Source organism: Sediminimonas sp. (assembly GCF_024637375.1).
GTDB lineage: Bacteria > Pseudomonadota > Alphaproteobacteria > Rhodobacterales > Rhodobacteraceae > Sediminimonas.
Genome location: NZ_JAGXFK010000036.1, coordinates 18,621 through 44,705, shown reverse-complemented (window position 1 = coordinate 44,705; position 26,085 = coordinate 18,621). Strand labels below are relative to the sequence as shown.

Annotated in this window: 40 protein-coding genes; 38 read left to right on the top strand and 2 right to left on the bottom strand. The window is 67.8% G+C overall.

Annotated elements, in window-relative coordinates; all coding sequences use genetic code 11:
• The first annotated feature begins 111 nt into the window (after positions 1-111).
• Genes ftsW through Q0L89_RS05115 form a run of 4 tightly spaced genes read left to right on the top strand, consistent with a single transcriptional unit; the run spans position 112 to position 4,184 of the window.
• On the top strand, positions 112-1,278 hold the full coding sequence (gene ftsW, locus Q0L89_RS05130; protein WP_296763073.1) for a putative lipid II flippase FtsW: 1,167 nt from the start codon (positions 112-114) through the stop codon (positions 1,276-1,278).
• The gene (locus tag Q0L89_RS05125; RefSeq protein ID WP_296763071.1) at positions 1,275-2,378 is read left to right on the top strand and encodes a UDP-N-acetylglucosamine--N-acetylmuramyl-(pentapeptide) pyrophosphoryl-undecaprenol N-acetylglucosamine transferase; all 1,104 of its coding nucleotides are present in this window, start codon (positions 1,275-1,277) and stop codon (positions 2,376-2,378) included. The genes ftsW and Q0L89_RS05125 overlap by 4 nt, the downstream gene beginning before the upstream one ends.
• Positions 2,375-3,799 carry a UDP-N-acetylmuramate--L-alanine ligase gene (murC, locus tag Q0L89_RS05120; protein WP_296763070.1) on the top strand — a complete coding sequence of 475 codons (1,425 nt, stop codon included), beginning with the start codon at positions 2,375-2,377 and terminating at the stop codon, positions 3,797-3,799. The genes Q0L89_RS05125 and murC overlap by 4 nt, the downstream gene beginning before the upstream one ends.
• Positions 3,780-4,184: an amino acid permease gene (locus tag Q0L89_RS05115; protein ID WP_366937894.1), complete on the top strand. Its 405-nt coding sequence runs from the start codon at positions 3,780-3,782 to the stop codon at positions 4,182-4,184. The genes murC and Q0L89_RS05115 overlap by 20 nt, the downstream gene beginning before the upstream one ends.
• Positions 4,185-4,613: 429 nt before the next feature.
• Here the strand turns inward: Q0L89_RS05115 and Q0L89_RS05110 are convergent, their stop codons facing one another.
• A complete protein-coding gene (locus tag Q0L89_RS05110; RefSeq protein ID WP_296763069.1) occupies positions 4,614-5,030 on the bottom strand; it encodes a hypothetical protein in 417 nt (138 codons plus the stop codon).
• 56 nt (positions 5,031-5,086) lie between these two features.
• Positions 5,087-5,506 (bottom strand): S24 family peptidase, encoded by a 420-nt coding sequence (locus Q0L89_RS05105; protein ID WP_296763112.1) that lies wholly within the window; start codon positions 5,504-5,506, stop codon positions 5,087-5,089.
• Between the two features lie 663 nt (positions 5,507-6,169).
• Between Q0L89_RS05105 and Q0L89_RS05100 the strand changes: the two genes are divergently transcribed.
• The 34 genes from Q0L89_RS05100 (at position 6,170) to Q0L89_RS04935 (ending at position 26,085) form a co-directional block, all read left to right on the top strand.
• Positions 6,170-7,327 carry a hypothetical protein gene (locus tag Q0L89_RS05100; RefSeq protein WP_296763068.1) on the top strand — a complete coding sequence of 386 codons (1,158 nt, stop codon included), beginning with the start codon at positions 6,170-6,172 and terminating at the stop codon, positions 7,325-7,327.
• A gap of 81 nt (positions 7,328-7,408) precedes the next feature.
• A complete protein-coding gene (locus tag Q0L89_RS05095; protein WP_296763066.1) occupies positions 7,409-7,630 on the top strand; it encodes a hypothetical protein in 222 nt (73 codons plus the stop codon).
• Positions 7,630-7,869: a hypothetical protein gene (locus tag Q0L89_RS05090; RefSeq protein ID WP_296763065.1), complete on the top strand. Its 240-nt coding sequence runs from the start codon at positions 7,630-7,632 to the stop codon at positions 7,867-7,869. Before Q0L89_RS05095 ends, Q0L89_RS05090 begins: the two co-directional genes overlap by 1 nt.
• A gap of 4 nt (positions 7,870-7,873) precedes the next feature.
• Positions 7,874-8,134: a hypothetical protein gene (locus tag Q0L89_RS05085; protein ID WP_296763064.1), complete on the top strand. Its 261-nt coding sequence runs from the start codon at positions 7,874-7,876 to the stop codon at positions 8,132-8,134.
• Positions 8,131-8,379, top strand: a complete 249-nt coding sequence (locus Q0L89_RS05080) for a hypothetical protein (RefSeq protein ID WP_296763063.1) — start codon at positions 8,131-8,133, stop codon at positions 8,377-8,379. Before Q0L89_RS05085 ends, Q0L89_RS05080 begins: the two co-directional genes overlap by 4 nt.
• Positions 8,379-8,609 (top strand): helix-turn-helix domain-containing protein, encoded by a 231-nt coding sequence (locus Q0L89_RS05075; RefSeq protein ID WP_296763061.1) that lies wholly within the window; start codon positions 8,379-8,381, stop codon positions 8,607-8,609. The genes Q0L89_RS05080 and Q0L89_RS05075 overlap by 1 nt, the downstream gene beginning before the upstream one ends.
• Complete coding sequence (locus Q0L89_RS05070) at positions 8,602-9,429, top strand: ParB N-terminal domain-containing protein (RefSeq protein WP_296763060.1); 828 nt, start codon at positions 8,602-8,604, stop codon at positions 9,427-9,429. The genes Q0L89_RS05075 and Q0L89_RS05070 overlap by 8 nt, the downstream gene beginning before the upstream one ends.
• Positions 9,422-11,566: a transposase domain-containing protein gene (locus tag Q0L89_RS05065; protein WP_296763059.1), complete on the top strand. Its 2,145-nt coding sequence runs from the start codon at positions 9,422-9,424 to the stop codon at positions 11,564-11,566. The genes Q0L89_RS05070 and Q0L89_RS05065 overlap by 8 nt, the downstream gene beginning before the upstream one ends.
• Positions 11,567-11,675: 109 nt before the next feature.
• Positions 11,676-12,371: an ATP-binding protein gene (locus tag Q0L89_RS05060; RefSeq protein WP_296763057.1), complete on the top strand. Its 696-nt coding sequence runs from the start codon at positions 11,676-11,678 to the stop codon at positions 12,369-12,371.
• Positions 12,368-12,697 carry a hypothetical protein gene (locus tag Q0L89_RS05055; RefSeq protein ID WP_296763055.1) on the top strand — a complete coding sequence of 110 codons (330 nt, stop codon included), beginning with the start codon at positions 12,368-12,370 and terminating at the stop codon, positions 12,695-12,697. Before Q0L89_RS05060 ends, Q0L89_RS05055 begins: the two co-directional genes overlap by 4 nt.
• Positions 12,694-13,071, top strand: a complete 378-nt coding sequence (locus Q0L89_RS05050) for a helix-turn-helix transcriptional regulator (RefSeq protein ID WP_296763054.1) — start codon at positions 12,694-12,696, stop codon at positions 13,069-13,071. Before Q0L89_RS05055 ends, Q0L89_RS05050 begins: the two co-directional genes overlap by 4 nt.
• Positions 13,064-13,417: a hypothetical protein gene (locus Q0L89_RS05045; RefSeq protein ID WP_296763052.1), complete on the top strand. Its 354-nt coding sequence runs from the start codon at positions 13,064-13,066 to the stop codon at positions 13,415-13,417. Before Q0L89_RS05050 ends, Q0L89_RS05045 begins: the two co-directional genes overlap by 8 nt.
• Positions 13,410-13,634 (top strand): hypothetical protein, encoded by a 225-nt coding sequence (locus tag Q0L89_RS05040; RefSeq protein ID WP_296763051.1) that lies wholly within the window; start codon positions 13,410-13,412, stop codon positions 13,632-13,634. Before Q0L89_RS05045 ends, Q0L89_RS05040 begins: the two co-directional genes overlap by 8 nt.
• The gene (locus Q0L89_RS05035; RefSeq protein WP_296763049.1) at positions 13,631-14,281 is read left to right on the top strand and encodes a DUF3164 family protein; all 651 of its coding nucleotides are present in this window, start codon (positions 13,631-13,633) and stop codon (positions 14,279-14,281) included. The genes Q0L89_RS05040 and Q0L89_RS05035 overlap by 4 nt, the downstream gene beginning before the upstream one ends.
• A 3-nt stretch (positions 14,282-14,284) precedes the next feature.
• Complete coding sequence (locus Q0L89_RS05030; protein ID WP_296763047.1) at positions 14,285-14,497, top strand: hypothetical protein; 213 nt, start codon at positions 14,285-14,287, stop codon at positions 14,495-14,497.
• Position 14,498: 1 nt separating this feature from the next.
• Positions 14,499-14,954 carry a gp16 family protein gene (locus Q0L89_RS05025; RefSeq protein WP_296763045.1) on the top strand — a complete coding sequence of 152 codons (456 nt, stop codon included), beginning with the start codon at positions 14,499-14,501 and terminating at the stop codon, positions 14,952-14,954.
• Positions 14,951-15,211, top strand: coding sequence for a hypothetical protein (locus tag Q0L89_RS05020; protein ID WP_296763044.1), 261 nt, complete (start codon positions 14,951-14,953; stop codon positions 15,209-15,211). The genes Q0L89_RS05025 and Q0L89_RS05020 overlap by 4 nt, the downstream gene beginning before the upstream one ends.
• Positions 15,204-15,584, top strand: a complete 381-nt coding sequence (locus tag Q0L89_RS05015; RefSeq protein ID WP_296763043.1) for a helix-turn-helix domain-containing protein — start codon at positions 15,204-15,206, stop codon at positions 15,582-15,584. The genes Q0L89_RS05020 and Q0L89_RS05015 overlap by 8 nt, the downstream gene beginning before the upstream one ends.
• A 125-nt stretch (positions 15,585-15,709) precedes the next feature.
• The gene (locus Q0L89_RS05010) at positions 15,710-16,567 is read left to right on the top strand and encodes an N-acetylmuramoyl-L-alanine amidase (RefSeq protein WP_296763042.1); all 858 of its coding nucleotides are present in this window, start codon (positions 15,710-15,712) and stop codon (positions 16,565-16,567) included.
• Positions 16,564-16,818, top strand: a complete 255-nt coding sequence (locus tag Q0L89_RS05005; protein WP_296763041.1) for a hypothetical protein — start codon at positions 16,564-16,566, stop codon at positions 16,816-16,818. Before Q0L89_RS05010 ends, Q0L89_RS05005 begins: the two co-directional genes overlap by 4 nt.
• Positions 16,815-17,057 carry a hypothetical protein gene (locus Q0L89_RS05000; protein ID WP_296763039.1) on the top strand — a complete coding sequence of 81 codons (243 nt, stop codon included), beginning with the start codon at positions 16,815-16,817 and terminating at the stop codon, positions 17,055-17,057. The genes Q0L89_RS05005 and Q0L89_RS05000 overlap by 4 nt, the downstream gene beginning before the upstream one ends.
• Before the next feature lie 135 nt (positions 17,058-17,192).
• Positions 17,193-17,543, top strand: a complete 351-nt coding sequence (locus Q0L89_RS04995) for a DUF2730 family protein (protein WP_296763038.1) — start codon at positions 17,193-17,195, stop codon at positions 17,541-17,543.
• The gene (locus Q0L89_RS04990) at positions 17,540-17,839 is read left to right on the top strand and encodes a hypothetical protein (RefSeq protein ID WP_296763037.1); all 300 of its coding nucleotides are present in this window, start codon (positions 17,540-17,542) and stop codon (positions 17,837-17,839) included. Before Q0L89_RS04995 ends, Q0L89_RS04990 begins: the two co-directional genes overlap by 4 nt.
• A 3-nt stretch (positions 17,840-17,842) precedes the next feature.
• Positions 17,843-18,379, top strand: coding sequence for a phage protein Gp27 family protein (locus Q0L89_RS04985; protein WP_296763036.1), 537 nt, complete (start codon positions 17,843-17,845; stop codon positions 18,377-18,379).
• A gap of 16 nt (positions 18,380-18,395) precedes the next feature.
• Entirely contained in the window at positions 18,396-18,584 is a 189-nt protein-coding gene (locus Q0L89_RS04980; protein WP_296763035.1) for a hypothetical protein, read from the top strand.
• Positions 18,584-18,784, top strand: a complete 201-nt coding sequence (locus tag Q0L89_RS04975; RefSeq protein WP_296763033.1) for a hypothetical protein — start codon at positions 18,584-18,586, stop codon at positions 18,782-18,784. Before Q0L89_RS04980 ends, Q0L89_RS04975 begins: the two co-directional genes overlap by 1 nt.
• Positions 18,781-19,080, top strand: a complete 300-nt coding sequence (locus Q0L89_RS04970) for a DUF6527 family protein (RefSeq protein ID WP_296763031.1) — start codon at positions 18,781-18,783, stop codon at positions 19,078-19,080. Before Q0L89_RS04975 ends, Q0L89_RS04970 begins: the two co-directional genes overlap by 4 nt.
• On the top strand, positions 19,080-20,462 hold the full coding sequence (locus tag Q0L89_RS04965; RefSeq protein ID WP_296763029.1) for a terminase family protein: 1,383 nt from the start codon (positions 19,080-19,082) through the stop codon (positions 20,460-20,462). The genes Q0L89_RS04970 and Q0L89_RS04965 overlap by 1 nt, the downstream gene beginning before the upstream one ends.
• 249 nt (positions 20,463-20,711) lie before the next feature.
• Positions 20,712-21,158, top strand: a complete 447-nt coding sequence (locus tag Q0L89_RS04960; protein WP_296763028.1) for a site-specific DNA-methyltransferase — start codon at positions 20,712-20,714, stop codon at positions 21,156-21,158.
• Between the two features lie 8 nt (positions 21,159-21,166).
• Positions 21,167-22,699, top strand: coding sequence for a DUF935 domain-containing protein (locus Q0L89_RS04955; protein ID WP_296763027.1), 1,533 nt, complete (start codon positions 21,167-21,169; stop codon positions 22,697-22,699).
• Positions 22,692-23,591 carry a phage minor head protein gene (locus Q0L89_RS04950; RefSeq protein WP_296763026.1) on the top strand — a complete coding sequence of 300 codons (900 nt, stop codon included), beginning with the start codon at positions 22,692-22,694 and terminating at the stop codon, positions 23,589-23,591. The genes Q0L89_RS04955 and Q0L89_RS04950 overlap by 8 nt, the downstream gene beginning before the upstream one ends.
• A 245-nt stretch (positions 23,592-23,836) precedes the next feature.
• Positions 23,837-24,772, top strand: coding sequence for a phage protease (locus Q0L89_RS04945; protein WP_296763025.1), 936 nt, complete (start codon positions 23,837-23,839; stop codon positions 24,770-24,772).
• 3 nt (positions 24,773-24,775) lie between these two features.
• Entirely contained in the window at positions 24,776-25,702 is a 927-nt protein-coding gene (locus tag Q0L89_RS04940; protein WP_296763024.1) for a Mu-like prophage major head subunit gpT family protein, read from the top strand.
• Positions 25,703-25,713: 11 nt separating this feature from the next.
• A complete protein-coding gene (locus Q0L89_RS04935; protein ID WP_296763023.1) occupies positions 25,714-26,085 on the top strand; it encodes an HI1506-related protein in 372 nt (123 codons plus the stop codon).

Below are 26,085 nucleotides of genomic sequence, written 5' to 3'. Positions count from 1 at the left end.
TCGCGCCCACGCGGCGGGAGGCCATGCCTTCCCAAGCATGAAGAGCCGTGATACGATTGCTGCCAGACCCCGCAAAGGGGCGGCGAATGAGGCAGCGAGCGGCGGTTTTCCATGACGGAAATGGTCTATGGCACGGCACCGGTGCGCGAAGGCGAGCCGGTATTGCCCAAGTGGTGGCGCACCATCGACAAGTGGTCGGTGTCGTGCGTTCTTATTCTGTTCGCGATCGGGCTGCTTTTGGGGTTTGCCGCATCGCCCCCGCTGGCCGAGCGCAACGGGTTCGATCCTTTCCACTATGTCCAGCGGCAGGCCCTGTTTGGCGCGCTGGCGCTGATCGCCATGCTGACGGTGTCGATGATGCGGCCGGTACTGGTACGCCGGCTGGCGGTGATCGGGTTCTTCTGCGCGCTGGCGGCAATGATAGGGCTGCCGTTTTTCGGCACCGATTTCGGCAAGGGCGCCGTGCGCTGGTATTCGCTGGGATTCGGCAGTTTCCAGCCTTCCGAGTTTCTCAAGCCGGGCTTCGTGGTGGTGGTGGCGTGGCTCATGGCCGCCGCGCAGGACCTGAACGGCCCGCCGGGGCGGGGCCTGTCGTTTCTGCTGGCCACGGTCATCGCGGGGCTTCTGGCGATGCAGCCCGATTTCGGGCAGGCGCTGTTGGTCCTGTTCGGCTGGGGCGTGATGTATTTCGTCGCCGGTGCCCCGGTTTTGCTTCTGGTCGGAATCGGGGGGCTGACCGTGCTGGCCGGCACGGTGGCCTATAACCAGTCCGAACATTTCGCCCGCCGCATCGACGGCTTTCTCAGCCCCGACCTGGACCCGACAACGCAGCTTGGATACGCCACCAACGCCATCCGCGAGGGCGGGTTCCTGGGCGTCGGCGTCGGCGAGGGCGAGGTGAAATGGTCGCTTCCCGATGCCCATACCGATTTTATCATCGCCGTGGCGGCCGAGGAATATGGCGTTATCCTGGTGCTGGCGATCATCGCGCTTTATGGCACCATCGTGCTGCGCTCGCTGGTGCGGCTGATGCGCGAGCGTGACCCGTTCATCCGCCTGGCCGGCACCGGCCTGGCGGCGGTGTTCGGGGTGCAGGCCTTCATCAACATGAGCGTCGCGGTGCGGCTGTTGCCGGCCAAGGGCATGACGCTGCCGTTCGTGAGCTACGGAGGATCGTCGCTGATCGCCGCCGGTATCGCCATGGGAATGCTGCTGGCGTTCACCCGCGCGCGGCCGCAGGGCGAGATCGGCGATATCCTGCGGGGGCGGTTCAGATGACCGGGACGGCGCCATTGCTGGTGATCGCGGCGGGTGGCACCGGCGGGCACATGTTTCCCGCCCAGGCGCTGGCCGAGGCGATGCTGCGCCGCGGATGGCGTGTGCGGCTGAGCACCGATGCGCGCGGCGCGCGCTACGTGGGCGGCTTCCCCCATTCCGTCGAGATCGAGCAGGTCTCCAGCGCCACCTTCGCGCGCGGCGGTGTGCTGGCGCGGGCGCTGGTGGCGCCGCGGGTGTTGGGCGGCGTGCTGGCGGCGACCTGGCGCATGTGGCGCGCGCGCCCCGACGTGGTGGTGGGCTTCGGCGGCTACCCGTCGATCCCGGCGCTGGCGGCGGCGATGCTGCTGCGCCGACCGCGCATGATCCATGAACAGAACGGCGTGTTGGGGCGCGTCAACCGCCTGTTCGCGTGCCGCGTCGATGCCGTGGCTTGCGGCACCTGGCCCACCGAGTTGCCCAAGGGGGTCGCGGGCACCGCCACCGGCAACCCGGTGCGCGCGGCGGTCAGGGACCGCGCCGGCGCGCCCTATATCCCGCCCGGTGATTACCCGATGAGCCTGCTGGTGATGGGCGGCAGCCAGGGTGCGCGCATCCTCAGCGACGTGGTGCCCGAGGCGGTGGCCGGCCTGTCCGAAGGGCTCAGGCGCAACCTTCGGGTCAGCCACCAGGCCCGTGCCGAAGACCAGGACCGCGTGATTGCGGCCTATGGCGACGCTGGCGTCGATGCCGAGGTGCAGCCCTTTTTCCGCGACGTGCCGCGGCGGATGAGCGAGGCACAGCTTGTCGTCAGCCGCGCCGGCGCGTCCTCCATCGCCGATATCGCCGCGATCGGCCGCCCGGCGATTCTGGTGCCCTACGCCGCCGCCACCGCCGACCACCAGACCGCCAATGCCCGTGGCCTGGTCGAGGCGGGCGGCGCCATCCTGATTCCGCAGGCGCGGCTTGACGCCGGGGTGCTGACCGCGCAACTGGAGACGGTACTGACCAACCCCGAAGGGGCCGAGCGAATGGCCCGCGCCGCGATGGGCTGCGGCAAGCCGCACGCGACCGAGGCGCTGGTCGAGATGGTCGAAACGCTGGCCGCGAAAGGCAGGACATGAACGCCGCAACCAAGCTGCCCACCGATGTGGGGCCGATCCATTTCGTCGGTATCGGCGGTATCGGCATGTCGGGTATCGCCGAGGTGCTGTTGAACTTGGGCTACGACGTGCAGGGCTCGGACCTGAAAACCGGGCCGCTGACCGAGCGCCTGGAGAGCCTGGGCGCGCGCATCTTCACGGGCCAGGATGCCGGCAACCTCGACGGGGTCACGGTGGTGGTGATCTCGTCGGCGATCAAGCCCGGCAACCCCGAGCTTGACGCCGCGCGCACCCGTGGCCTGCCGGTGGTGCGCCGCGCCGAGATGCTGGCCGAGTTGATGCGGCTCAAGTCCAACATCGCCGTGGCCGGGACCCACGGCAAGACCACCACCACCACCATGGTGGCCGAATTGCTGGTCAAGGGCGGTATCGACCCGACGGTCGTCAACGGCGGCATCATCCACGCCTATGGCTCCAACGCGCGCATGGGCCAGGGCGAATGGATGGTGGTCGAGGCCGACGAGAGCGACGGCACCTTCAACCGCCTGCCCGCGACCATCGCCATTGTCACCAATATCGACCCCGAGCACATGGACCACTGGGGCGACTTCGACGCGCTCAGGCGCGGCTTCGACGATTTCGTCGGCAACATCCCCTTCTACGGCATGGCGGTATGCTGCACCGACCACGCCGAGGTGCAGGCGCTGGTGGGCCGGATCACAGACCGCCGCGTGGTCACCTACGGGTTCAACGCCCAGGCCGATGTGCGGGCGGTGAACCTGAGCTACGCCCGCGGCGTGGCGCATTTCGATATCGTGCTGCAGGCCGAGGACACAGGCATCGAGGGCTGCACCCTGCCGATGCCGGGCGATCACAACGTGTCGAACGCGCTGGCCGCGGTGGCGGTGGCGCGTCAACTGGGCATGAAACGCGCCGATATCCGCGCCGCACTCGCGGGCTTTGGTGGCGTCAACCGCCGCTTTACCCGCGTGGGCGAGGTGAATGGCGTCACCATCATCGACGATTACGGCCACCACCCGGTGGAAATCGCCGCGGTGCTGCGCGCCGCCCGGCAGGCGACCGAGGGCCGAGTGATCGCCGTGCACCAGCCGCACCGCTATTCGCGGCTGCACTCGCTGTTCGACGATTTCTGCGGTGCCTTCAACGAGGCCGACGTGGTCGCCATCGCCCCGGTCTATGCCGCCGGAGAAGACCCCGTCGAGGGTGCCAGCCGCGACGACCTGGTCGTCGGGCTGATCCGCCACGGCCACCGGCAGGCGCGGGCGCTGGACAATTGCGACGACCTCGCCGCGCTGGTGCGCGAGGTCGCGCGCCCCGGCGACATGGTGGTGTGCCTGGGCGCCGGCACCATCAGCACATGGGCGCACGAATTACCCGAACGCCTGCGAAAGGCGGAAAACAATGGCACAAGCGGGGCTTGAACGCCGCATCGGCCTTGGCCTGCTGACCGCCTACGGCGTCGGCGTCATGGTGGGTGCCGGCATCTACGTGCTGGTCGGTGCCGTGGCCGCGCAGGCCGGCACCTGGGCGCCGCTGTCGTTCGTGCTGGCCGGGCTGATCGCGGTGCCCTCGGCGCTGAGCTATGCCGAGCTGTCCACCCGCATGCCCGAGGCCGCCGGCGAGGCGGCGTTCGTGGAGCGGGGGCTGCACTCGCGCGCGCTGGCGGTGCTGGTCGGGCTGGCCATCGTGGCCGCGGGCACGGTCTCGGCGGCGGCGGTGCTGCGCGGCGGGGTGGGCTACCTGACATCGGTGGTCACGCTGCCGACGCTGGCGACGACGCTGGTCGTCGGGCTGGCTGTGCGTTGACACCTGTTCTTTCAGAAAGCCGGAAGAGACCGGGTGAGGCCGGATGAAGGCGGATGAGGCCGCAAAAACAGGACCTTAATAAAGATGCTGCGGGAAGCGGCGGCGCTCGCGTGAAATTGCAGAGAGGCACGGAAATCGACATGTGTGGCCGGTGTGGATCGCTTCGGTGGCGTCGTGGGCTTCTCGCGGGACGATCAAGCTAAGTGCCGTTTAACGCGCCATAAATCGCACTGAAAAGGGGCGTTGAAGCGGGTGTTTCCGGCCGCGGGCTGGGCGCGAAACATGCAACTCGACTTGCAGGTTGCGGTGGCGCTTGCACCTTGGCGAATTTTGGCGTGGCATCAAAGACTTAATATTCATGAAGCGCAGCGCGGGGCAGACCATAACCTGCAAGCGATTTTTGCTCTCACGGCCTATGACCGGGCCAGCTTACGGGCAGCCGTCACCCGACGGCCCCTCGGTCCAGCTGCTTACCCAAAGCCCGTTGCGCACGCTTATGAGATCGCCATTCGCTATACTCTCGACCTCAACAAGAACGGACAGCTGGCCGGGGTCCTCGATCATGGCCTGCACTCGGGGCTCGATGTACATGTATGTCTCGGTGGTCATACTCTCGCCAGGCAGGAGGCCGCCCGGAATGGTGAGCAGCGCCTGGCTCCCCCAGCTCGCGATCGGAGTGGGCCGATCGGCGTGCGTGACAGTGATCATCACATGTGCGCCGCCGACGGGATAGCTCAGATTGTTGGCCACCCCAAAAGTGACATCGACCGCTTCCTCCACAACATCAACCTCGACGTCCGAGATCACGAAGTGCCCTTGAAGGCAGTGAAGAAGATCGCTCTCCATCGCGTCAGCTCCGGCGGGGAGGGATGCCGCGACAAGGGCGAGTAGAGCGTTGCGGTTCATAATGCCTCCGGCACCTTTATGTGGACCTGGTCCAGCCAGGTATGGGCAGACCACACGACCTCGCCAAGCATCTGTAGGCTATCCATGTCGGGGCCTTCGCGCAACTCGGTCTCGTGGTCAGGGTTGTCGGAAAGCAGAAGGATCATGCGCCCCGGTATCGCCTCGAGGCGCTTGACGCGGGCCTCGCCATCCCGATCGACGAAGGCGTAGATGCGCCGGTTTCGGATCTGCTTTCGCCGCGTGTCGATCATCACCAGGTCGGTGTCGTGCAGGGTTGGCCGCATACTGTCGCCGCGAACCGACAGAATACAGGCCGAGGCGGGCGAGATGCCGCTTCGTGCCAGCCATTCGCGCCGGAAGGCGAGGGTTGATATCGGGTCGCCCTCGCCATTGAAAGCGCCGCCGCCGGCGGCCAGCTGCGCGTCGTAGCGCGGGATCGGGGAAAACTCCTCGCCGGCGATCTCGGTGGTGTAGATGTGACCCTCTTCGCGCGGCGGGCCAACGTAGAACTCGAGATCGAGTGCGTCGGCCAGCTTCTTGACTGTCTCGACCGAAGGTGATGCGCCTCGTCGAATGTTTTATATCGCGGAGGTGCTGGGCGTGCCGAGCGCACGACGGCAAAGCTCGGCTTGCGAGAAACCGAGCGCTTTCCGGCGCCCCTCGAAGAGCGTGTATATCTGCTCTCTGACATTCACGGTGTAAAAATGCACTAGACCCGCCCAAGATGCAAGAAAACACGCTGTTTCCAAATGAGTGTAATTTTGCCTTGCTCATGCAGTGTAAATTTACTACCACAATGGCATGGACAACCTACACCTCATAGCCTTGGCGGAGGCTTACGGCTCACACGTTCGGCGCAGTGAGGCGACGATCTCCAACCATATCGCTGGACACGCGCGGCTGTTCAGTCGGCTGCGCTCCGGCAAGGGGTGCACCGTCAAAACATACCAGCGCGCGCTTCATTGGTTCTCGAGCAATTGGCCCTGCGATCTTGAGTGGCCCGCCGACATACCGCGCCCCTCCGGCAAATCGGAGGACGCCGCATGATCCACCTCACCCCAACCCGCAAGGAGACCTTCATGCAGATGAATGACGCAATGGAGACCCGGCTATACCTGGTCAATCGCGCCCTCGACGCCGGACTGCAGCCAGCCGAGGCGCTGGGGCAGGCGCGCGCGTTGTGGGATTTCGTGCAGGGGCCGTACGGCTCCGATGGCGCGATCGAGGCGGTGGAATACCGCGGCACGATCGGCGCGGAGGGTGATGTCGTCGGCATTGCCCTGCACAAGAACGGCGCCTGGCGGCGCGTGGATGCGGCGGGCCGCACGCTTCACCATGAGCGGACGTATTTCGACACGCACCCGGTCTGGGCGGGCATCCGCGACGTGCCGACAAATGTGGACGTGGTCACCGTGGAAATCCCGCGCTTCTGGGTGCGCAGCGAGCGGCGCGGCGACGAGCGGCTCTGGCTGGTCTCGCCCTGCGCGCGCCCCGGCTACCGCCTGCACCCGGCCTTCCTGCGCCCCGATGGAACTGCCTGCGCAGCGCTGCGCGTCGGCAAGTATCCGGCTTCGGAGCGTGAGGGTCGCATCGTCGGCGAGGCGGGCAACAAGCCCTGGACCGGGGTAACGATCGGTGACGCGCGCGAGCACTGCGCGGCGCTGGGTCAGGGCTGGCGGCTCTATTCGATCTACGACCTGGCGGCAATCCAGCTTCTGATGCTGATCGAGATCGGCGGGACGGACATGCAGGGCGCGCTGGGGCGCGGCAATGTCGACGGCGGCGGGGTCAAGCCCACCGGCGAGACCTCGGCCGTCTGGCGCGGCATCCACGATCTGTGGGGCAATGTCTGGCAGTTCGTCGACGGGCTGCAGCTGGCCGAGGATGGCGAGATCGTGTTGTGGAGCGCCGACGTGCCGGGCGGCGACGACTGGGTCGCGACCGGCGTGCATTACGGCCCCGGCGAGAAGGACGGCTATCCGGTCGACTTCCACGACGAGCGCGGCTCCGGCTTCGATCTGTCGCCGCTCTTCCTGCCCTCGGAGGTTGTGGCGGACAAGGAGGCCGCGGTCATCCCTGATCGGGCCTGGGGGCACTGGTCGGGGCGCGTCACCATCGCCCTGAGTGGGGGCCACTGGCTCCACGGCGTGAATGCCGGCGTGTTCGCCCTCAGCCTGAACAACCCGCGTTCGGTCGCGCTCTCGATCATCGGGTTCCGGCCCGCTTTCGCATTCTGAAATCCGCACCCCTGCGCCCTGCCGGTCCGCCGGCAGGCGGGTCGATCACCACCAACGAATCGCCAACCCGGAGGACATCAAATGACCCACCCCAAACGCGGACTGCCCGGGGCGCTGGATGCGCCCGGCGTGGCCCAGGACATCGCGCGCATTCCGCAGGCCGACCGCGTCAAGCTGGCGATCCTGCTGGTGCGCGACGTGGAGGATGGGCGCTGCATCGGCGCGCTGAGCCGGCTGGCCGAGGAAGCCACGGCCGCCAGCAGCCGCATCCTGCGCTGCCAATTCGAACAGGAGTGCGGATGATGACTGGTTTTTTCGACGCCGGCGTCGCGCGACAGGACGTGCGGCGGCACAGGCTGGCCCGGCTGGATCAGCAGCTTGGCCTGATTTCAACCGAGGATCTGCTCGAGCTCGTCCTTGAGCGAATGCAGACGGTAGTGAGCACGAAGGTCACCCTGCCGCTCGGCTGCAGCGGCCTGACCTTTGATCATATCGGCGAGGCGCGATGCGAGGTCGCCATCGCTCAGAGCGGCGAGGGATAGGATCATGATCTCCAACGCCCTTACGCGAGCCTTCAGGTCTTCGTTTTCTTTATCCATGAGTTTCCTCCATCTGGTTGTTGGCGCTTCCGATGGTAGGGAACGCCCCGGCCGCACGCCACCACTCACGGAGCCCCGCGGCCGCGGCGGCTTATTCCGGCGCGTGGCCTGGTATCTCGACAACAGCCTGCTGGGCGCTGCGCTCGGGGTGGCGGCGCTTTTCATCCTTCTGTTCGCGGGTCTCTGGCTGCCGGAGGTGCTGCCATGAGCCTTGATGTGCGCAAATACGGGTATGGCTGGGCGGTGTTCGAGGGCGGCAAGCCCGTCACACCGGAGTTGTCCCAAAAACACCTGGCCGAGAATAGGCGCGACCGGATCGCGATCGAGCGCCAGCGCCGGCCACGCAACTGCCTGCGCTGCGAGGCGGAATTTGTCTCGACCGGGCCGGGGCATCGCATGTGCAACCACTGCCGCGCGGTGGCGGGCGGTGTCGATCCGCAGATGGTGCCGTGATGCATGCCGCGCCGCTCACCTCCCCGCGCCTGCAGCGCGTGCTGGCCGTCCTGAAGGACGGGCGCCCGCACACGACGCGTCAGATCGTTCGCGCGGCCGGGGTGTGCGCGGTGAACAGCTGCATCGCCGAGCTGCGCCAGAACGGCGCCGAGATCGCCTGCACGCGGGAGCGCCGCAAGGACCGGCTGATCTGTCGATACACGATGACGAAAGGACCGAGGGATGCGTGACGCCAAGCTGATCGACCTGCCTGTAGATGAGATCGACACGAGCCGCGTGCGCGTGACGCCCCTGCACGACAAGGCAGTGGAGATCATCAAGGCGTCCGTCGAGGAGGTCGGTGCGATCCGGGATCCGATCCATGTCAGGAAGGCCAAGGATGGATACCAGTTGATCGACGGTCGGCACCGCCTGGAGGCGGCGCGCCAGCTCGGTCATGAGACCATCTCAGCCAAGGTCTGGGAGTGCACGCTCGACCAGGCGCGGCTGATGGAGGCTGACGCGAACGTGTCATTCACACATATGCAGCCACTCGACCTCGCGTTGAGCCTGGCAGCGCGCAAGGACATGTATGAGGCTCTGCACCCGGAGACAGCACGCGGCACGGCCGGTGCGCTCGCCAGGCACGGTCTGCAACTGACAAATTTGTCGTTTGCAGATTTCGTGGGCGATCTTCTCGGCTTGTCGACGCGACAAATCCAGCGGATCGTGGCGGCGGGGGCGGCCCTGTCTTCCGATCAGGCGCGGTGGCTTCGCGCAGCGCCCAAACCGCCCACCATGTCTGACCTTCAGGCTATCTCGAAGATCACAGATGACGCCGAGCGCGCAAAGGTCTGCATTGCGCTCTCGAACGGTGAGGCCGGGACCGTCAATGCCGCCCGCAAGGCGTACCGCCAGGGCGACGTCGAGCCCGCGCCCAAAGACCCCGTTGAAGACGGGTTTCAAGCGCTGATGAAGGCATGGACGCGCGCGCCGATGGCGGCGCGGCGCCGGTTTCTCGATCACATGTCCGAGGACATCGAGCAGATGGGGTGGGATCGCGATGAGTGAGCGCCGCCCGGATCGCGAATGGTGGACCGCCGCCGAGCTGGCCGAGGCCGCGCTGCCGGACCTTCCGGCCAGCCGGCAGGGGGTCGAGCTGACCGTCAAGCGGCTAGGTTGGCGGCAGGCGCCGGGCGCGGCACGGCGGCGCAAGAGCCGCGGCGGCGGATGGGAGTATCACTGGACGCTGCTGCCGAGCCGGGCGCAGCAGGCGCTGCTGGCGCAAGCCGCGCCACCCCCGGGTGCGCCCGCGCCGGTGGATCGCGAGGCCCTCTGGGCGCGCTTCGACCGACTGGCGGAGCGCACGAAGCGCAAGGCGCACCGCGCCCTGGAGGCAGTACAGACCGTCGAGGCGCTGGAGCGCGGCGGGATGACCCGCGATCTGGCCTGCCACCAGGTGGCGCGCCAGTTCGGATGCAGCGCGCGCACGGTCTGGAACTGGCTGGGGCGGATCGAGGGCGTGCGCAGCGACGACCGGCTGCCCCACCTTGCGCCGCGCCATGGCGCCGCCGTGCGCGGCGAAACATCGGCCGGTTGCAGCCCGGAGTTCTGGGATGTGCTCAAGGCCGATTACCTGCGCCTTGAACAGCCGAGCTTCTCGGCGTGCTATCGTCGCGCGGCGCGCATCGCGAAATCCGAGGGCTGGACCACACTGCCCGAGCGCACGATGCGCCGCCGGCTGGATGCGGAGGTTCCCGAAACCACGATCGTGCTCTGCCGCCAGGGCGTCGAGGCGCTCAAGCGGCTCTACCCGTCGCAGATCAGGGACCGCACCGCGCTGCACGCGATGGAGGCGGTCAACGCGGACTATCATCGCTTCGACGTCTTCGTGCGCTGGCCCTCGGAGGGGCTGGCGGGCGGCGAGGAGATCGTCCGGCCCCAGCTGGTCGCGTTCCAGGACATTTATTCGGGGCGCATCGTGAGCTGGCGCGTCGACCGGACGCCGAACAAGGTGGGCGTGAGCCTCGCGCTGGGCGACATGATCGAGCGCTTCGGCATCCCCGAGCACATCCTTCTCGATAACGGCCGCGAGTTCGCCAACAAGTTCCTCACCGGCCAGGTGCCGACGCGCTACCGCTTCAAGGTCAAGGACGACGACATTCCCGGCATCCTCAAGACGCTGGGCTGCGAGGTCCATTGGGCCACCCCTTACAGCGGACAGTCGAAGCCGATCGAGCGCGCCTTCCGCGATTTCTGCGACGACATCGCCAAAGATCCACGTCTCGCCGGCGCCTATACGGGCAATCGGCCGGATGCAAAACCGGAGAATTACGGCAACCGCGCGATCCCGCTGGAGGAGTTTCTCGCGGTGTTGGCCGAGGGGATCGAGGAGCACAACGCGCGCCCCGGGCGGCGCGGCCAGACCACGCAGGGCCGGAGCCTGCTGGAGACCTTCGACGAGAGCTACGCGACCGCGCCGATCCGCAAGGCGACCGATGAGCAGCGCCGGCTCTGGCTGATGGGCGCAGAGGGCATGCACGCGCATAGCCGCAACGGCGAGATCAAGTTCATGGAGAACAAGTACTGGGCGCCCTGGATGCACCAGGTAGCCGGGCGCCGCGTCGTCGCGCGGTTCGATCCGGCCGACCTGCATGCCGGGCTGCATCTCTACGGTCTCGACAGCGCCTATCTCGGCCATGCCGAGTGCATCGAGAAGGGCGGCTTCTTCGACCTGGAGGATGCGCGCAACCACGCCGCCGCCAAGCGCCACTTCGTCAAGAAGGAGCGTGCCGCGGCCGATGCGCTGCAACGGATGCGCGCCGCGGAGATCGGCGGCTACCTGGACGCGACCCGGCCGACCGGCGAGGCGCCGGCCGTCGAGGCGCAGGTCGTCCGCCCGACCTTCGAGCGCAAGCCCGCGCCGGCGAACGCCCTCAAGCCGCGCGAGCGCAGCCCCGAGGAGGACGCCGCGCACGAGGCAGTGGTGGCGGATTTCGAGGCGAAGCGGCGGCAGGCCGAGGCGACCCGCCCGCGCGCCGAGACCGAGCGGTCACGCTTCCGGGCGGCGATCGAGCTGGAGGCGCGCCTGGGGCGCGGAGAGGAGATCGGAGACGAGCAGGCCGCGTGGCTGGCGAGCTACCAATCCACGGCCGAGTACATCGCGCAACGCGATGTGCTGAGGAAACATCCCGACATGCTGGGGTGAAAGGTGGCGCGGCGGGCCCGCCAGCCCGTCCGCGCCGATGCTTAACACAAGCGAGGTAAACATGGCAGAGACAAGAGCCTTATACAATACACTGGCGCCGATGCGGAACGTGACTGCGTTCCTGACGCTTATGCGCCGACTGGAGAACCGCGGCCACGGGCTGCCGGGGATGGGGTGCTTCTACGGCCCCTCGGGCCTGGGCAAGACGACCGCCAGCGTCTACGTCGCCAACGAGGAGCAGGCATGCGTCGTCCAGGTCAAGTCGGTCTGGACCCAGAAGAAGCTCTGCCAGGCGATCCTCGCCGAGTTGGGTGTGCATCCCGCGAAGGTCATCGGCGACATGGTCGACCAGATCGCGGAGGTGCTGGCGCGTGATGGCGTGCCGCTGCTGATCGACGAGGCCGACTTCCTGGTCAAGAAGGGCATGATCGAGATCGTGCGCGACATCTACGAGAGCTCCTTCGTGCCGGTCATCCTGATCGGCGAGGAGCTCCTGCCGCAGAAGCTGCGCAAGTGGGAGCGGGTGCACGGCCGCATCCTGAGCTGGGTCGCAGCCGAGCCCGCGGACGACGACGACTTCGATCTCCTGCGGCGCATCCGCTGCCCCGAGGTCGAGATCGACGCGGCGCTGCTGGCCAAGATGCGCACGGCGTCGGGCGGCTCGGCGCGGCGGATCGTGGAGAACCTCGAGTTGGCCCGCGAGATCGCCGCCACCCGCAACCTCGATCGACTGACGCTCGAGGACTGGGGGCGGCGCGACTTTTTCACCGGCATCACGCCCGACGCGCGGAGGATCTCGGCATGACGCGCAACCGCGCCAGGGTCGCCACGCCGCAGGGCAACATGTGGCGCGCCATCCGCGGGCTGGGGGCCTTCACCTACCGCGACGTGGCGATGCACGCCAACACAAGCAGCGTGCCGGTCTCCGAGGGGGCTGCGCGCGACTACTGCCGGATGCTGGCCAATGCCGGGTATCTGCGTGTCGAGCGCAAGGCGCGCCCCAAGGGGCGGCTGGCGGTCTACCGCCTGGTGCGCGACACCGGCCCCCGCCCGCCGCGCGAGAAGCGGGTGCGCGCGGTCTGGGACGACAACCGCGGCGAATACGCCTACATCGCCGGAGGTGTCGCATGAGCCAGGTGACACCGATCGAGCGCGCGCGGGCGGCCTATGGCGCGGACATCCCCGACTGGGTCGAGGGGCTGGCGCGGGCCTGCGCCGAGACCAGTCAGAACCGCGTCGCCAAGCGTATGGGTGTGTCTGCTGCCATGATCTCGAACGTGATCGCGGGCAAGTACCCGGGCGACATGGCGCGGGTCGAGGATCTCTATCGCGGCGCCTTCGAGGCGCAGACCGTCGACTGCCCGGCGATGGGGGTGATGCCGCTGGACCAGTGCCGGCACTGGCGTGCCAAGTCGCGCAAGCTGTCGAACGCCAACACCCGCAACGTGACCATGTTCCGGGCCTGCAACCGCTGCCCGATCAACAAGGGAGGCTCTGATGGGTAAGTCACGGATAGCTCACCGGGACCGGATACTCGACCTTGCGCGGCAGGGGCATCCGCCGCGCGAAATCTCGGAAATGCTCGGATTGGGTGGCAAAACGGTTTCGGACTTACTGAGCCGCGAGCGGCGCAAGGGCGCCGACATCCCGTTTTTCAAGACAGGGCCCACCGCCGGTCGGACGCGGTTCGTGATCCTCGATCCGCCCGACGGGCTGCGCGATGCGCTCATCCCCCATGCCGAGGCGCGCGGGATCACCGTTTCGGAGCTTGCCGGTGCGCTTTTGCAAACGGCGGTGGCGCATGACGACCTGGTCGACGCGATCCTCGACGATGGAGGTGAAGATGACTGAGCGCTTTGCGGAGAGCGAGATGCTGCGCCTGGCGGCAAAGGCGGTCCACAAGATCGACATTCTCGGTCCGCGCGGCACCACGCTGTGCACTATGAACGAGATTGAGGCGATGGCCGGCGTGCTGGTGGCCTCCGGTGCGCTGGTGCCACCCGAGCACCAAAACGATGAGGTGCAAACCGCCTCTTCAACCCCCTCTTCAACAGGAGATGACCAATGACCGAACACACGCCCGCCCCGATCCACTCGGGTCAGATCGAGATGGACGGCAAGACATACATGCGCGACGCCAAGGGTGCGCTCGTGCCCGTTGAGGTGGTCAAGCCACAGGATCAGCTGCAGGACGAAACGGTGCGCAAGATCGTGGGGTATGCCAGGGCGCTGAGCGAGCAGATGCGGCGGTTCAAGACCCATGTCTTCGAGGATGTCGGTGATCTGGAGGCCCTGCTTGCCCAGGAGTACGAGCTGACGCTGGGCGGCGCCAAGGGCAACAAGACGCTGATGTCCTATGACGGCTGCTTCAGAGTTCAGATTGCCGTGGCCGACCGGGTGGATTTCGGGCCTGAGTTGCAGATCGCCAAGACGCTGATCGACGAGTGCCTCAACGAGTGGGCCGCTGAGGCCCGCCCGGAAATCCGCGCCATCGTTACCCGCGCCTTCAATACCGACAAGGAAGGCCAGATCAACCGCTCGGAAATCTTCATGCTCCTGCGGCTGGATATCGAGGATGCGCGCTGGCAGCGTGCCATGCGGGCGATCCGCGACGCGATGCGGGTGGTCGGCTCGAAAACCTACGTGCGCTGCTACATGCGCGATCACGCCGAGGCGGCCTGGGAGCCGGCCGTGCTCGACCTGGCACGGGTGTGATCCATGGCAGATCAGATCGCGATCATAGATCTGCCGGTCCGCGACAAGGGGCCCCGCGCGGCCGGGCAGGTGAAGCTGGTGGACGACGCAAGGCTGGAGCTGCGCATCGACGACCGGGTCTTTGTCATCGGCATGGACGAGCTGCAGCACGCGATGATCCGCGCGGCGCTGGCGCGGATGGCGCTGGAGCAGGCGGGCACGGTGGAGGAGGTGTGACATGGGCGCGCGCGACCTTCAGAAGATGATCCATGTCGGGTGTCGCGAGCTGGGCCTCGACGCCGATGCGCGCCGCGACCTGCAGCACGCCACGACGGGCAAGGCCAGCATGCGGGACATGACCGAGGCCGATCTGCGACTGGTGGTGGATCGCCTCAAGGCATCTGGTTTCGATCCGACGCCGGGGCGCGTGCGCCACCCGCGCGCGCCGCGCGCCGACCTGCGCCTGGTGCATGTGCTCTGGCGCCTGCTGGGCGACGCGGGCGAACTCAAGCAGCCCGGACGCGCCGGGCTTAACGCCTTCATCCGCCGCCGCTTCGGCGATGCCTGGGGCTCGATGCCGGCCGATATCGACATGCTGCGCGACTGGGAGAAGATCGACACGGTCATCCAGGCGCTGCTGGACTGGTGCGAACGCGCCGGCATCGAGGTGGACGAGCAGGAGCGCGGCAGATGAAAAAGCCGGTCGCTGAAGTCTCCGATCACGCGCTGCTGCGCTACCTGGAGCGCGTCCTTCGCATCGATGTCGAGACGCATCGGCGCGAGGTCGGGCGTAAGGTCGATCGCGCCATGGCGCACCCGGGCGCCTGCGGCGTGCGCGTCGGCGGCTTCACCTACAAGCTGCGCGGCCAGGTGGTCACCACCGTCGTGCCCAGCCACATGCCCAACCACCGGAGGCCGCGCCGCCGGTCAAAGGGGGCGGGCGATGGGTAACTATCTTCCCGCGGTCGCTGCCGAGATTGCCGAGGTGATCGGCGAGGCCGCCGCCCTGCGCCTTCTGGGGGCGCGGGGCGGTACGCAGATATCGATCCCGGTGCGCGCAACAGGGTCCATGCTGGCGCGCCTCGTGGGTGAGGCGGAAGCGCAGGCGATGATCGACACCTTCGGGCCCGGCAAGCTCACGCTACCGACGGCCGGCGCCCGCGGCGTCGGCGCGCGGCGGGCGCGCGCCATGCGTATGCTGCGCAAGGGCCACTCGCTTCAGGAGGTCGCGCTGGCGTGCGACCTCCATATTCGCACCGTGTCCAACTATCGTGCGCAGATCGACCGCGACAGCGGCCAGATGGATCTGCCATTTGACAGCTGAGCCGGCGCCTGCAACCTTGCGAAGCACCTTGCGCCGCGCAAAACACCGTTCCCCCTGAATACATTCAAGACTGAATTGCCGTGCCGGTGCATGCGACTGTCGGGTCGTAGAACCCGGAGGCACGCATGCAACTCAAGGATGGCCGGGTCGAGGGTGTTTCCTTTACGGAGGCGCGCTGGACCGGAGGACAAATCACCCCCACCGTCGTGGTGCTCCACGACACCGCCAGCCGGCTGACGCCGGGCGCCGCGGCCAGGTACCTGGCCGACAACGCGCGCAAGGTGTCGGTGCATTTCGTGATCGAGCGCGACGGCCGGGTTGTCCAGCAGGTCCCGGTGGGCGTGCGGGCGAACCATGCGGGAAGATCGCACTACCACGGCCGCGATCACGTCAACGCCTTCTCGGTCGGCATCGAGATTGTCAATCCCGGCCGCATGGAGGCCGCGCCTGGCGGCTTTGCGCGGGCCTGGTATGGCGAGGAGTTCGACATCAACACCTACGGCATCCAGGAGCTGCGCACCGAGGCGCATGGCCACGGTCTCTGGATGGCCTATCCCGAAGAGCAGATCGAGGCGGTCCTGCGGCTGCTGGAGGCGCTGTTCGACGGGTGCGACGCACTCGAGGATATCGTCACCCACTGGTACATCTCGCCCGGCCGCAAGGTCGACACCAACCCGCTTTTCCCCCTGAGCCATGTCCGCGCGCGCATCGTCGGCCGCGAGGAGCCGGCCGAGTGGCAGGCCGATGCCGCAGCGGATGACATCGACGGCGACGAGCTGATGCAGGTCGACACCCGCGGCGACCCGCTCAACATGCGCCGCTGGCCGAGCTTCAACCCCAACGTCATCGATCGCATCCCCGACGGCACATTGGTGCCGGTTGTCAAGGCGGGCAGCTTCTCCGGGCGCCGCTGGGTGAAAGTGGCCTTCGGCGGCGCCGAGGGCTGGGTCGTGGAGAACTATCTCAAGGAGCCGCCGGAATGAGCGAGACCGCCCCCGAACTCCCTGCCTGGCACGCGCGGAGCTTCTACGCCCAGATCCTGCTGATCGTCACCGTGCTCGCCCAGGCGGCGGGCATCGACGTTGCCGGCTGGATCGAGCGCCTCGGCTTTGCCGGCGAGCGCCAGCTGCTCGACTTCGTCGTCGCGATCATGCCGGCGCTGTTCGGGCTCTGGGCGTGGCTGGAGCGCCGGGCGCCGCGCTTCCGGCTGGTGTTCCGGCGGGTGCTGACATGAGCGGCGTTGTCGAAATCCTGCTGGGCATCGCCGCCGCGGTGGGGGCGCTCTTTGCGCTGATGGCCCGCTCGCGCCGCAAGGGGCGCCGCGAGACCGAGCAGGAGGTCGCGGCGCAGGCGGCGCAGGACTACCAGAAGACACGCGAAAGGATCGACGATGCGACGAGCGGCACTGATGGCGGTGATGATGATCGCAGCTGGCTGCAGCAATACGGAGACGGCGGTGCGCCCAAGCGGTGAAGCCATCTGCTCTGGGCTGGAGTCGCTGGCCCGCGCCCATGCGCGGGCGCTGGCAAGCTCGGATGACGCGGCGGCGATCGAGACGGGGACCCGTCTTCTGCGCGGTTTTGCGGCCGGGTGCGAGGCGCCTGCATGATGGCGGACGTGATCGATATCGGGCTGAAGTCCGCGAGCTTCATTCTGTCGATCGCGGCTGTGGTCTTCACCTGGGTGCGTACGCGCGGAAAGGCTGTCGACGGCCGGCTGCACGAGGGCTCAAAGCGCATGGACAGCCTGGAGGCGCGGATCGCCCGGCTCGAGCAGACGGTCCACGACATGCCGGGGCGCGACGAGACCCACCGGCTGGAGCTGCGGCTCACGGAGATGGCCGGGTCGATGAGCGCCATGTCGGCGTCGATGAGCGGACAGAATGAAATCCTCGCCCGGCTCGAGCGGGTCGTGACGCGGCACGAGGATCACCTTCTCGAAGGGGGTAGAAACAGATGAGCAGTTATTCCGAAACCCTGCGGCGGCATCGCCGCCTCGCAATCCTGAGGCACCTGGAGCAATGCGCCGAGTACACCTCGAACGCGGCGATCCTGACGGATGTCCTGGCCGGCCTCGGCGTCACCTCGACGCGCAGCCAGGTGATTACCGAGCTCGCCTGGCTGCGCGAGAACGGCTTCGTCGATTACGACGATCGGGCCGATTTCGTGGTGGTCACCGCGACCGGCGACGGCGTGGAGATCGCGCGCGGCGCGTCGAGCCATCCCGACATCCAGCGCCCTCGCCCGAGGAGCTGATCCATGCCGCAACCCCGCAAGATCGACCTGCTGCCACCGGAGCTGCGCGGGTGGCTCCAGGAGGAGCTGCGCGCGCGCGGGTTTGCCGGCTACGAGGAGTTGGCCGAGGCGCTGAACTTCCGCCTCGAGGAGGCCGGGCTCGAGCTGCGCGTCGGCAAGTCCGCGCTGCACGCCTACGGCCAGGAGTTCCGCGACTACGCGCGGATGCAGGATCAGGCGCAGGAGGAAATTCGCACCTTCCTGGAGGAGGCGAGCCTCAAGGAGGAGGTCGACGTGACCTCGGCGCTCTTCCAGCAGCTCACCACGATCCAGTGGCGGTTGCAGATGATGATGGCCGATCCGGACGCGATGCCCGACCCGCGGGGCATGAAGGATCTGACCACGGCGCTCAACAACCTGATCCGCTCGACCTCGCTGCGCGATGGCATCCTGAGGGCGGAGCGCGAGGCGCAGTCGGCGCGGCTCGACGAGGCCGTGGCCGACGGGGCGATCGACGAGGCGGCCGCGACCAAGGCGCGGGAAATCATGGGCTTCGGCTGACAGGAGGAGGCATATCATGCTGGACTGGGTTTTGCATATCATCGCAGCGGGGGTGCTGGCCTTGCTGCCGGCGGCGGGGTTTTTGATCGCGGGCATCTGGGCGGCGGATCGGGCGGGCACGTTCTGGCGGCACGTGCCGCTGCTGATCGTCGGTGCCGCCGGTGTCTGGCTCCTGGTGGCCGCTCTGCTGGTCGGGGTGGTGTGATGGAGCCGGCAATCGATCTTGCCTGTGGCGCAGTCGTCCTGGTTGGCGATCACAACTGGCGGCGCGGGCCGTTCAGGCCTGCCGCGCTCGCCTTCCTGTTCGGGCGGCGCCAGCGCTTCGAGCACCTGGGCATGCGCTGCCTGGTCGCATGGCGCAAGGGAAAGCCCTATCTGATCTCCATGCGCGAGGCAGCCCAATGATCCGCGCCATTCATATCGCCGATCGCGCGGAACATCGCCGTTTGGCGTTGCCGGGAAGCGTCCACATCGACCTGACAAGAGTGGAGCCCGATGGGTCGGTCGGCATGTGGTTCTTCTGCCCCTGTGGCTGCGAAGGGCCGTGCCGCGTTTCCATCCGGAAGGGGGCCAAGCCGGCGCATGAGCCGTCCTGGGCGTGGAACGGATCGCTTACCGAGCCGACGCTGGCGCCTTCGGTGCGTCAGCTGAACTGCGGTTGGCACGGCTGGCTGCGCAACGGCTACTGGCAGGAAGCCTGATGGCCCAGCCCGTCATCACCTTCCTGCCCTACCAGAAGGCGTGGATATCGGATGCCGCGCGCTTCAAGATCGGCATGTTCACCCGGCGCGGCGGCAAGACCTTCGGCTCCTGCGGCGAGATCGTGGACGATTGCATCCAGGCGGAGATGCAGCGGCGCAAGGTGCGCTGGACGATCCTGTCGCGATCGGAGGCGACCGCGAAAGAGGCCCTTGAAGATGCGTTGAAGCCTATCACAAGGGGGTATTACGCGGTCTATAACGAGCTCGCCCGGCAGGGCACCCCGGAGTTCGACGAGGGCGAGTTCTACGCCCCGGAGCTCGACGCCCGCTACAAGACGCACGAGGTGCGCTTCCCCGGCGGCAGCCGTGTCACCGCGCTTTCGGCCAGCCCCGACGCGGCGCGCGGCTTCGGCGGCAACCTGCTGCTCGACGAGTTCGCCTTTCACCAGGACAGCCGCCGCATCTGGGCCTCGGCCTTTCCCGTCGCTGCACGCGGCGGGCACAAGATCAGGGTGATCTCCACACCCAACGGCAAGGGCAACAAGTTCTACGAGCTGATGACGGCCGAGGACGACACCTGGTCGAAGCACATGGTCGACATCTACCAGGCTGTCGCCGAGGGGCTCGACGTGGACATCGACGAGCTGCGTGCGGGCATCGCGGACGAGGACGCCTGGGCTCAGGAGTTCGAGCTCAAGTGGATGGACGAAGCATCGAGCTGGCTGGATTACGAGCTCATCTCGGGCTGCGAGAGCGAGGCCGCGGGCGAGCCCGGCCATTACCAGGGCGGCCCCTGCTTCGTGGGCGTGGATATCGCCGCGCGCAACGACCTGTTCGTGATCTGGGTGCTCGAGCAGGTTGGCGACGTGCTCTGGACGCGCGAGATCATCGTTCGGCGGCGGGCCACCTTCGCCGAGCAGGATCACCTGCTGGCGGATGCCTTCGCGCGCTACCGCGTAGTGCGCTGCGCCATGGACCAGACCGGCATGGGCGAAAAGCCCGTCGAGGACGCCAAGCGCACCCACGGCGAAAGCCGCGTCGACGGTGTGATGTTCACCTCGGCCGCGAAGCTCGACATGGCCACCGGGCTCAAGGACCGGATGCAGGATCGCAGGATCCGCATTCCCGCCGGCGATCCGCGCCTGCGCGCGGACCTGCACGCGATCAAGAGCCAGGTCGGCGCGACGGGTATCCGCCGCCTGGTGGCCGATGGCGAGACCGACGGGCACGCCGACCGCTTCTGGGCCGGCGCGCTGGCGGTGGCCTCGGCGCAGATCGACTATCAGCCCTTCGACTATCGACCCGTCACGCGCGGGGCGCGGGATACCGACCGGCCGGTGCGCGCCACGGCCGGGTTCGGCGCAGGCAGAGGAGTTTGGTGATGGAGCGCTACGTGGAAAAGCGGCAGATCGGCACCGCCACGCTCTATCGCGGCGACTGCGCGCGGATCATGCCCTTCCTTGAAGGGGTCGACGCCGTCGTGACCGACCCGCCCTACGGCATCGGCCAGGGCTACGGGCATCGCGGCGGCGGGTATTCCCGACGCAAGAACGGCAAGAAGGTGCCGCGCACGGCGCGCCGCTATGCCCGGGGCAGCTGGGACGTTGCCCCCCCCCCCTATCGTTTTGCAGATGTGCGCGCAGCTCGCGCCGGCATGGATCATATGGGGCGGGCAGTACTTCGCACACCATCTGCCCCAGGGTGGGCGCTGGCTCTACTGGGACAAGCGGCAGGGCATGCCGTCCTATTCCAAGGGCGAGCTGGCGATCACGAGCCTGAAGGGCGCGCGCCTGGACGCTTTCTCGTTGTGCTATCACGGGCGGCACTCGAACCGCGACGGCACGCGCCAGCACCCGACCCAGAAGCCGGTGGACCTGATGCGGTGGTGCCTGGAGCAACTCCCCGAGGCGGAAGTGATCTGCGACCCCTTCATGGGCGTCGGCTCGACCGGCGTGGCCTGCGCGCTGGAGGGGCGGCGCTTCATCGGCATCGAGCGCGATCGGGCGTATTTCAAGGCGGCCTGCGACCGGATTGCCGCGGCGCTGGACGTGCCGCCCGACCCGGCCGGCGATAGGTAGGAGAGACCATGGCCCGAACCCCAACACTTCTCGACCCTTACGGCCGCCCGGTGCGCCGTGCCGAGCTGACGAAGATGCAGGCCGAGCCCGGCCTGACCGGCGTGCGCCAGGCGTTCGGCCCCAGCGTGGCGCCGGGGCTGACACCCCAGCGGCTCGCCGCGATCCTGCGCGCCTGCGACGACGGCAACACCCACGACTACCTGGTGCTGGCCGAGGAAATGGAGGAGCGCGACCCGCACTACGCCTCGGTGCTGGGCGTGCGCAAGCGCGCGGTCTCCGGCGTGGAGCCCGTCGTCGAGCCCGCCTCCGAGGATCCGCGCGACCAGGAGATCGCCGAGGACGTGCGCGAGACCATCGCCATGAGCGATGCCTTCCCCGACCTGATTGAGGACATGCTCGACGCGCTCGGCAAGGGGTTCTCCGCAATCGAGATTGACTGGAAGCGCGGCGCGCAGCGCTGGACACCGCGCGCCTATATCCATCGCGACCAACGGTATTTCCGGTTCGATCGCGCCACCGGGCGCGAGCTGCGGCTCATCGACGAGCAGGATCCGGCCGAGGGCATTCCGCTGGAGCCGTTCAAGTGGATCGAGCACCGCACCCGGCTGAAGTCGGGGCTGCCCGCGCGCGGCGGGCTTGCCCGGCTCGTGGCCTTCGGCTGGATGTGCAAGGCGTACACGCTCAAGGACTGGGTCGCCTTCATCGAGACCTACGGCCTGCCGCTGCGCCTCGGCCGCTACGGCGGCGAGCACTCGGCGCAGGACATCGAGAAGCTGTTCTCGGCCGTCGCCAATATCGGCACCGACGCGGCGGCCGTCCTGCCCCGGGGTATGGAGATCGAGTTCCAGGAGACCGGCTCTGTCAACGGCGACCGGATATTTGAGAGCCTCGCGCGCTATGTCGACGAGCAGACCTCGAAGGCGGTTCTGGGCCAGACCATGACGTCCGACAACGGCTCGTCGCGCGCCCAGGCGGAAGTGCACGACAACGTGCGCCACGACATCGCCTCGGCCGATGCGCGCGCCGTGGCCGGCACGCTCAACCGCGACCTGGTCAAGCCTTACGTCGATCTGAACTTCGGTGTGCCGAAGCAGTACCCGCGCATCACCATCCCGATCGCCGAGCCCGAAGATACGGACATGATCATCCGCAACGTCACCCGGCTGGCCGTCGCGGGCGTGCGGTTCAACCAGTCCGAAGTGCGCCAGCGCCTGGGCTTCTCCGACCCCGAGCCCGGCGACGACGTGGTGGGCGGCCCGCCCGAGCCCAAGCGGCCCGGCTCCGGCACCGCGATGAACCGCGAAGCGCCCGGGCCGACGGACGAGCTCGACGAGCTCGAGGCAGAGATGTTGGAGGACTGGCAGGAGGTGATGGGCGAAACCCTCGATCCGATCGAGGAGATCATCGACGGCGCCGGCAGCTACGAAGACGTGATGGAGCGGCTGGCCGGGCTCGACGGCCTGCCCGCGAGCCGCATCATCGACACCCTCGTGAAGGGCATGTTCAAGGCGCGCGCCCAGGGTGACGTGACCGATGACTGACCGGCCGGGCTACAGCTTCAGGTCGGGGCCGCCCCCCGAGGCATCGCGCTATCTCGCCAACAAGGGGTGGAAGCCGGCCTTCTCCTGGCGCGACGTAGAGCCGGAAGAACACGCCGTGTCCTTCACCGTGGCCAAGGCGATGCAGGTCGACGTGCTCTCGGATATCCGCGAGGAGGTGCAGCGCGCGATCGACGAGGGCGTGCCCTTCGAGGAGTTCCAGCGCACCCTGCGCCCGCGCCTGGAGAAACATGGCTGGTGGGGGCGCCGGGAGATGGTTGATCCCGCCACCGGCCTGACCGAGACCGTCCAGCTCGGCTCGCCGCGCCGGCTGCGCACGATCTACCGCGCCAACCTGCGCGCGGCTCGCGCCGCCGGGCAGTGGGATCGCATCGAGCGCACCAAGCAGACGCGGCCCTACCTGGTCTACCGGCTCGGCCCCAGCGAGCGCCACCGGCCCGAGCACGCGGCCAAGGCCGGGCTCGTCCTGCCGGTGGACGATCCGTTCTGGGATCGCTGGATGCCGCCCAACGGCTGGAACTGCAAATGCTGGGTCCGCCAGGTCAGCCGCGAGGAGGGTGAGCGCCTGGGCGTCAGTGAAAGCCCCGAGGTGCCGGTGCGCCGGGTGGTCAATCGCCGCACCGGCGAGGTGCGCGATGTGCCCCGCGGCATCGATCCGGGCTGGGAGCGCAACCCCGGCGCCCAGCGGGTGCGCGCGGCGATCGACTTCCTGGATGGCCGCCTGCGCGGCGCCCCTCCGGAGGTGGCCCGCGTGGCCGAGCGCGACCTGCGCGGCGGCTGGATGGCCGAGCGCGCGCGCCAGCATCCGGAGTGGCGCGACGACCTGCCGTTTCTGGACGCCCTGAGGCGGATTTTCGGGGGCGGGGCGGAGTGATCTGGCGGCCGGGGCGCCCAGCACCGCCGCAGCGCGCCGTTAAATACCCATTTAATACCCTTGCCGGGTTTTCCCGGAGCATCTACCCTCAGGAGAAAGGCCGCGCTCCTCGGCGCGCTGAGCGGCTCTGACGCAACCGGCCCCGGCACGATTTCCTGCCCCTGAATTCCTTCAAGGCTGATACGCCCCGCTCCGTGCGCGAATGTGGCCGCATGGCAAGGACGCATTACACACAAATTCAGGCGGTGGCGCTGAACCTCGAAGGGGCCGCGGCCCCGGAGTGGATACAGCTCACGCCGGCCGGCCCCGATATCCAGGGGCGCGACGGTCGGCGCTGGACGCTGCCCAGTCCCGAGGAGGTCGTCGCGGCCTTCCAGCGGCACGGCGCGGAGCTGCCCGTCGATATCGAGCACGCCACCCAGATCAAGGGCGCGAAGGGCGAACCCGCGCCAGCCGTCGGCTGGATCTCCGACATGGAGGCACGCGACGGCGCGCTCTGGGGGCGCGTCACCTGGACGGAAGACGGCGCCGCGCTGCTGAGCTCGCGCGGGTATCGCTACATCAGCCCCGTCTTCGCATTCACCAAGCCCGCGGGCGAGATCGTGAAGATGGTCTCGGCCGCACTCACCAACAGCCCGAACTTGCAGCTTGCCGCACTCAACAGCGTGCGCGAAGAAGAGGAGACGACAATGGACAAGGCTGTCCTGGAGGCCCTGGGCCTCAATTCCGACGCGACGACTGCCGATGCGGTGGTTGCGATCAACGCGCTGAAGGAGCGCGAGACGACCGCGCTGAACCGGGCGCAGTCGCCGGACCCCGAGAAGTTCGTGCCCAAGGGCGACTACGACCTGGCCATGAACCGCGTCCGCGAGCTCGAGCAAGTGGAAGCCGAGCGGACCGACGAGGCCATCAACGCCGCAGTCGACGCGGCGATCGAGGTCGGCAAGATCGCCCCCTCCAGCCGCGACTTCCACCTCGCGGCCTGCAAAGCCGAGGGCGGACTGGAGCGCTTCGAGAAGATGATCGAGGCCGCGCCCGTGATCGCGCGCAACTCGGGCCTGGACGACAAGACGCCGGGCACCAAGGCCGGAACACTCACCCAGGAAGAGATCGCCATCTGCCGCCAGCTGGGGATCGATCAGAAAACCTTCGCCGAGGCGAAGGCAAGCGAGGAGCAGTAACCGATGGCCATCATCACCGCATCGCTTCTGGAGGCCCTGCGCACGGGCTTCAAGAAGACCTTCGAGGACGCCTACGCCTCGATGAAGGCAACGACCTTCTACACCGACGTCGCGACGATCGTGCCGTCCACCACCGCTTCCGAGACCTATGGCTGGCTCGGGGACTTCCCGGATCTGCGCGAGTGGGTCGGCGATCGTGTCATCAAGGACATGAAGGAAAGCGGCTACCAGGTCCTCAACAAGGAATGGGAGAGCACGGTCGGCGTGAAGCGCCCGCAGATCGAGGACGACAATCTCGGCATCTACACGCCGATGGTCCAGTCCATGGGGCAATCCGCGGCGCGCCACCCCGACATCCTGATCGCCGAGCTGATCAAGAACGGCAACGCCAACGAGTGCTACGACGGGCAGTACTTCTTCGACACCGACCACCCGGTTTACCCGAACCACGACGGCACGGGCACCGCGGCGACGGTCTCGAATTACGATGTTCCGGGCACCAGCCCCGGAACCACCTGGTATTTGCTGGACACCTCGCGCCCGCTCAAGCCGTTCATCTTCCAGGAGCGCAAGCGGCCCGAGTTCGAGGCCAAGACCGACCCGCGCACCTCGGACGCGGTCTTCACCTCGAACCAGTTCCAGTACGGCGTTTATGCGCGGCACAACGTGGGCTACGGCTTCTGGCAGTGCGCCTATGCCTCGCGGCAGCCGCTGAACTCCGACAACCTCGACGCCGCAATGCAGGCGATGATGGAGTTCACCGCCGATGGCGGGCGTCCGCTGGGCATCATGCCGAACCTGCTGGTCGTGCCGCCCGCGCTGCGCTCGGCCGCGAACAAGACCGTCGAGGTGATGCTCGGCGACGGCGGGGCCTCGAACCCCAACTACAAGGCCGTCGATGTCAAGGTCATCCCCTGGCTGGCAGCATAAGGGGATAGCCGATGAGCATGTACCTGATCAGCTCCACCCGGCCGGACGGCTTCTTTCGCTGCGGGACCTTCTTTCCGCGCGAGGGACGCCGCGTTGCCGCGAACGCCTTTTCGGAGGCGCAATGGGCCCGGCTGCACGCCGAGCCCTCCCTGAAGATCGCGCCGGCCCCGGACGACACGCCGGGGGCGGACGCGGAGGCGCGCGCCGCGATCGCGGAGGCCATCGCCGACCTCGACGCGTCCGCCTACCAGCAGGACGGAAAGCCGAAGGTCGCCGCGCTGCGTGACGTCCTTGCGGACGATGTTCTGATCACCGCCGCGATCCGCGACGAGGTCTTCCAGGCCATGCAGGCCGAGGGCTTCGAGCCGCCGGAGGGAGCGTGA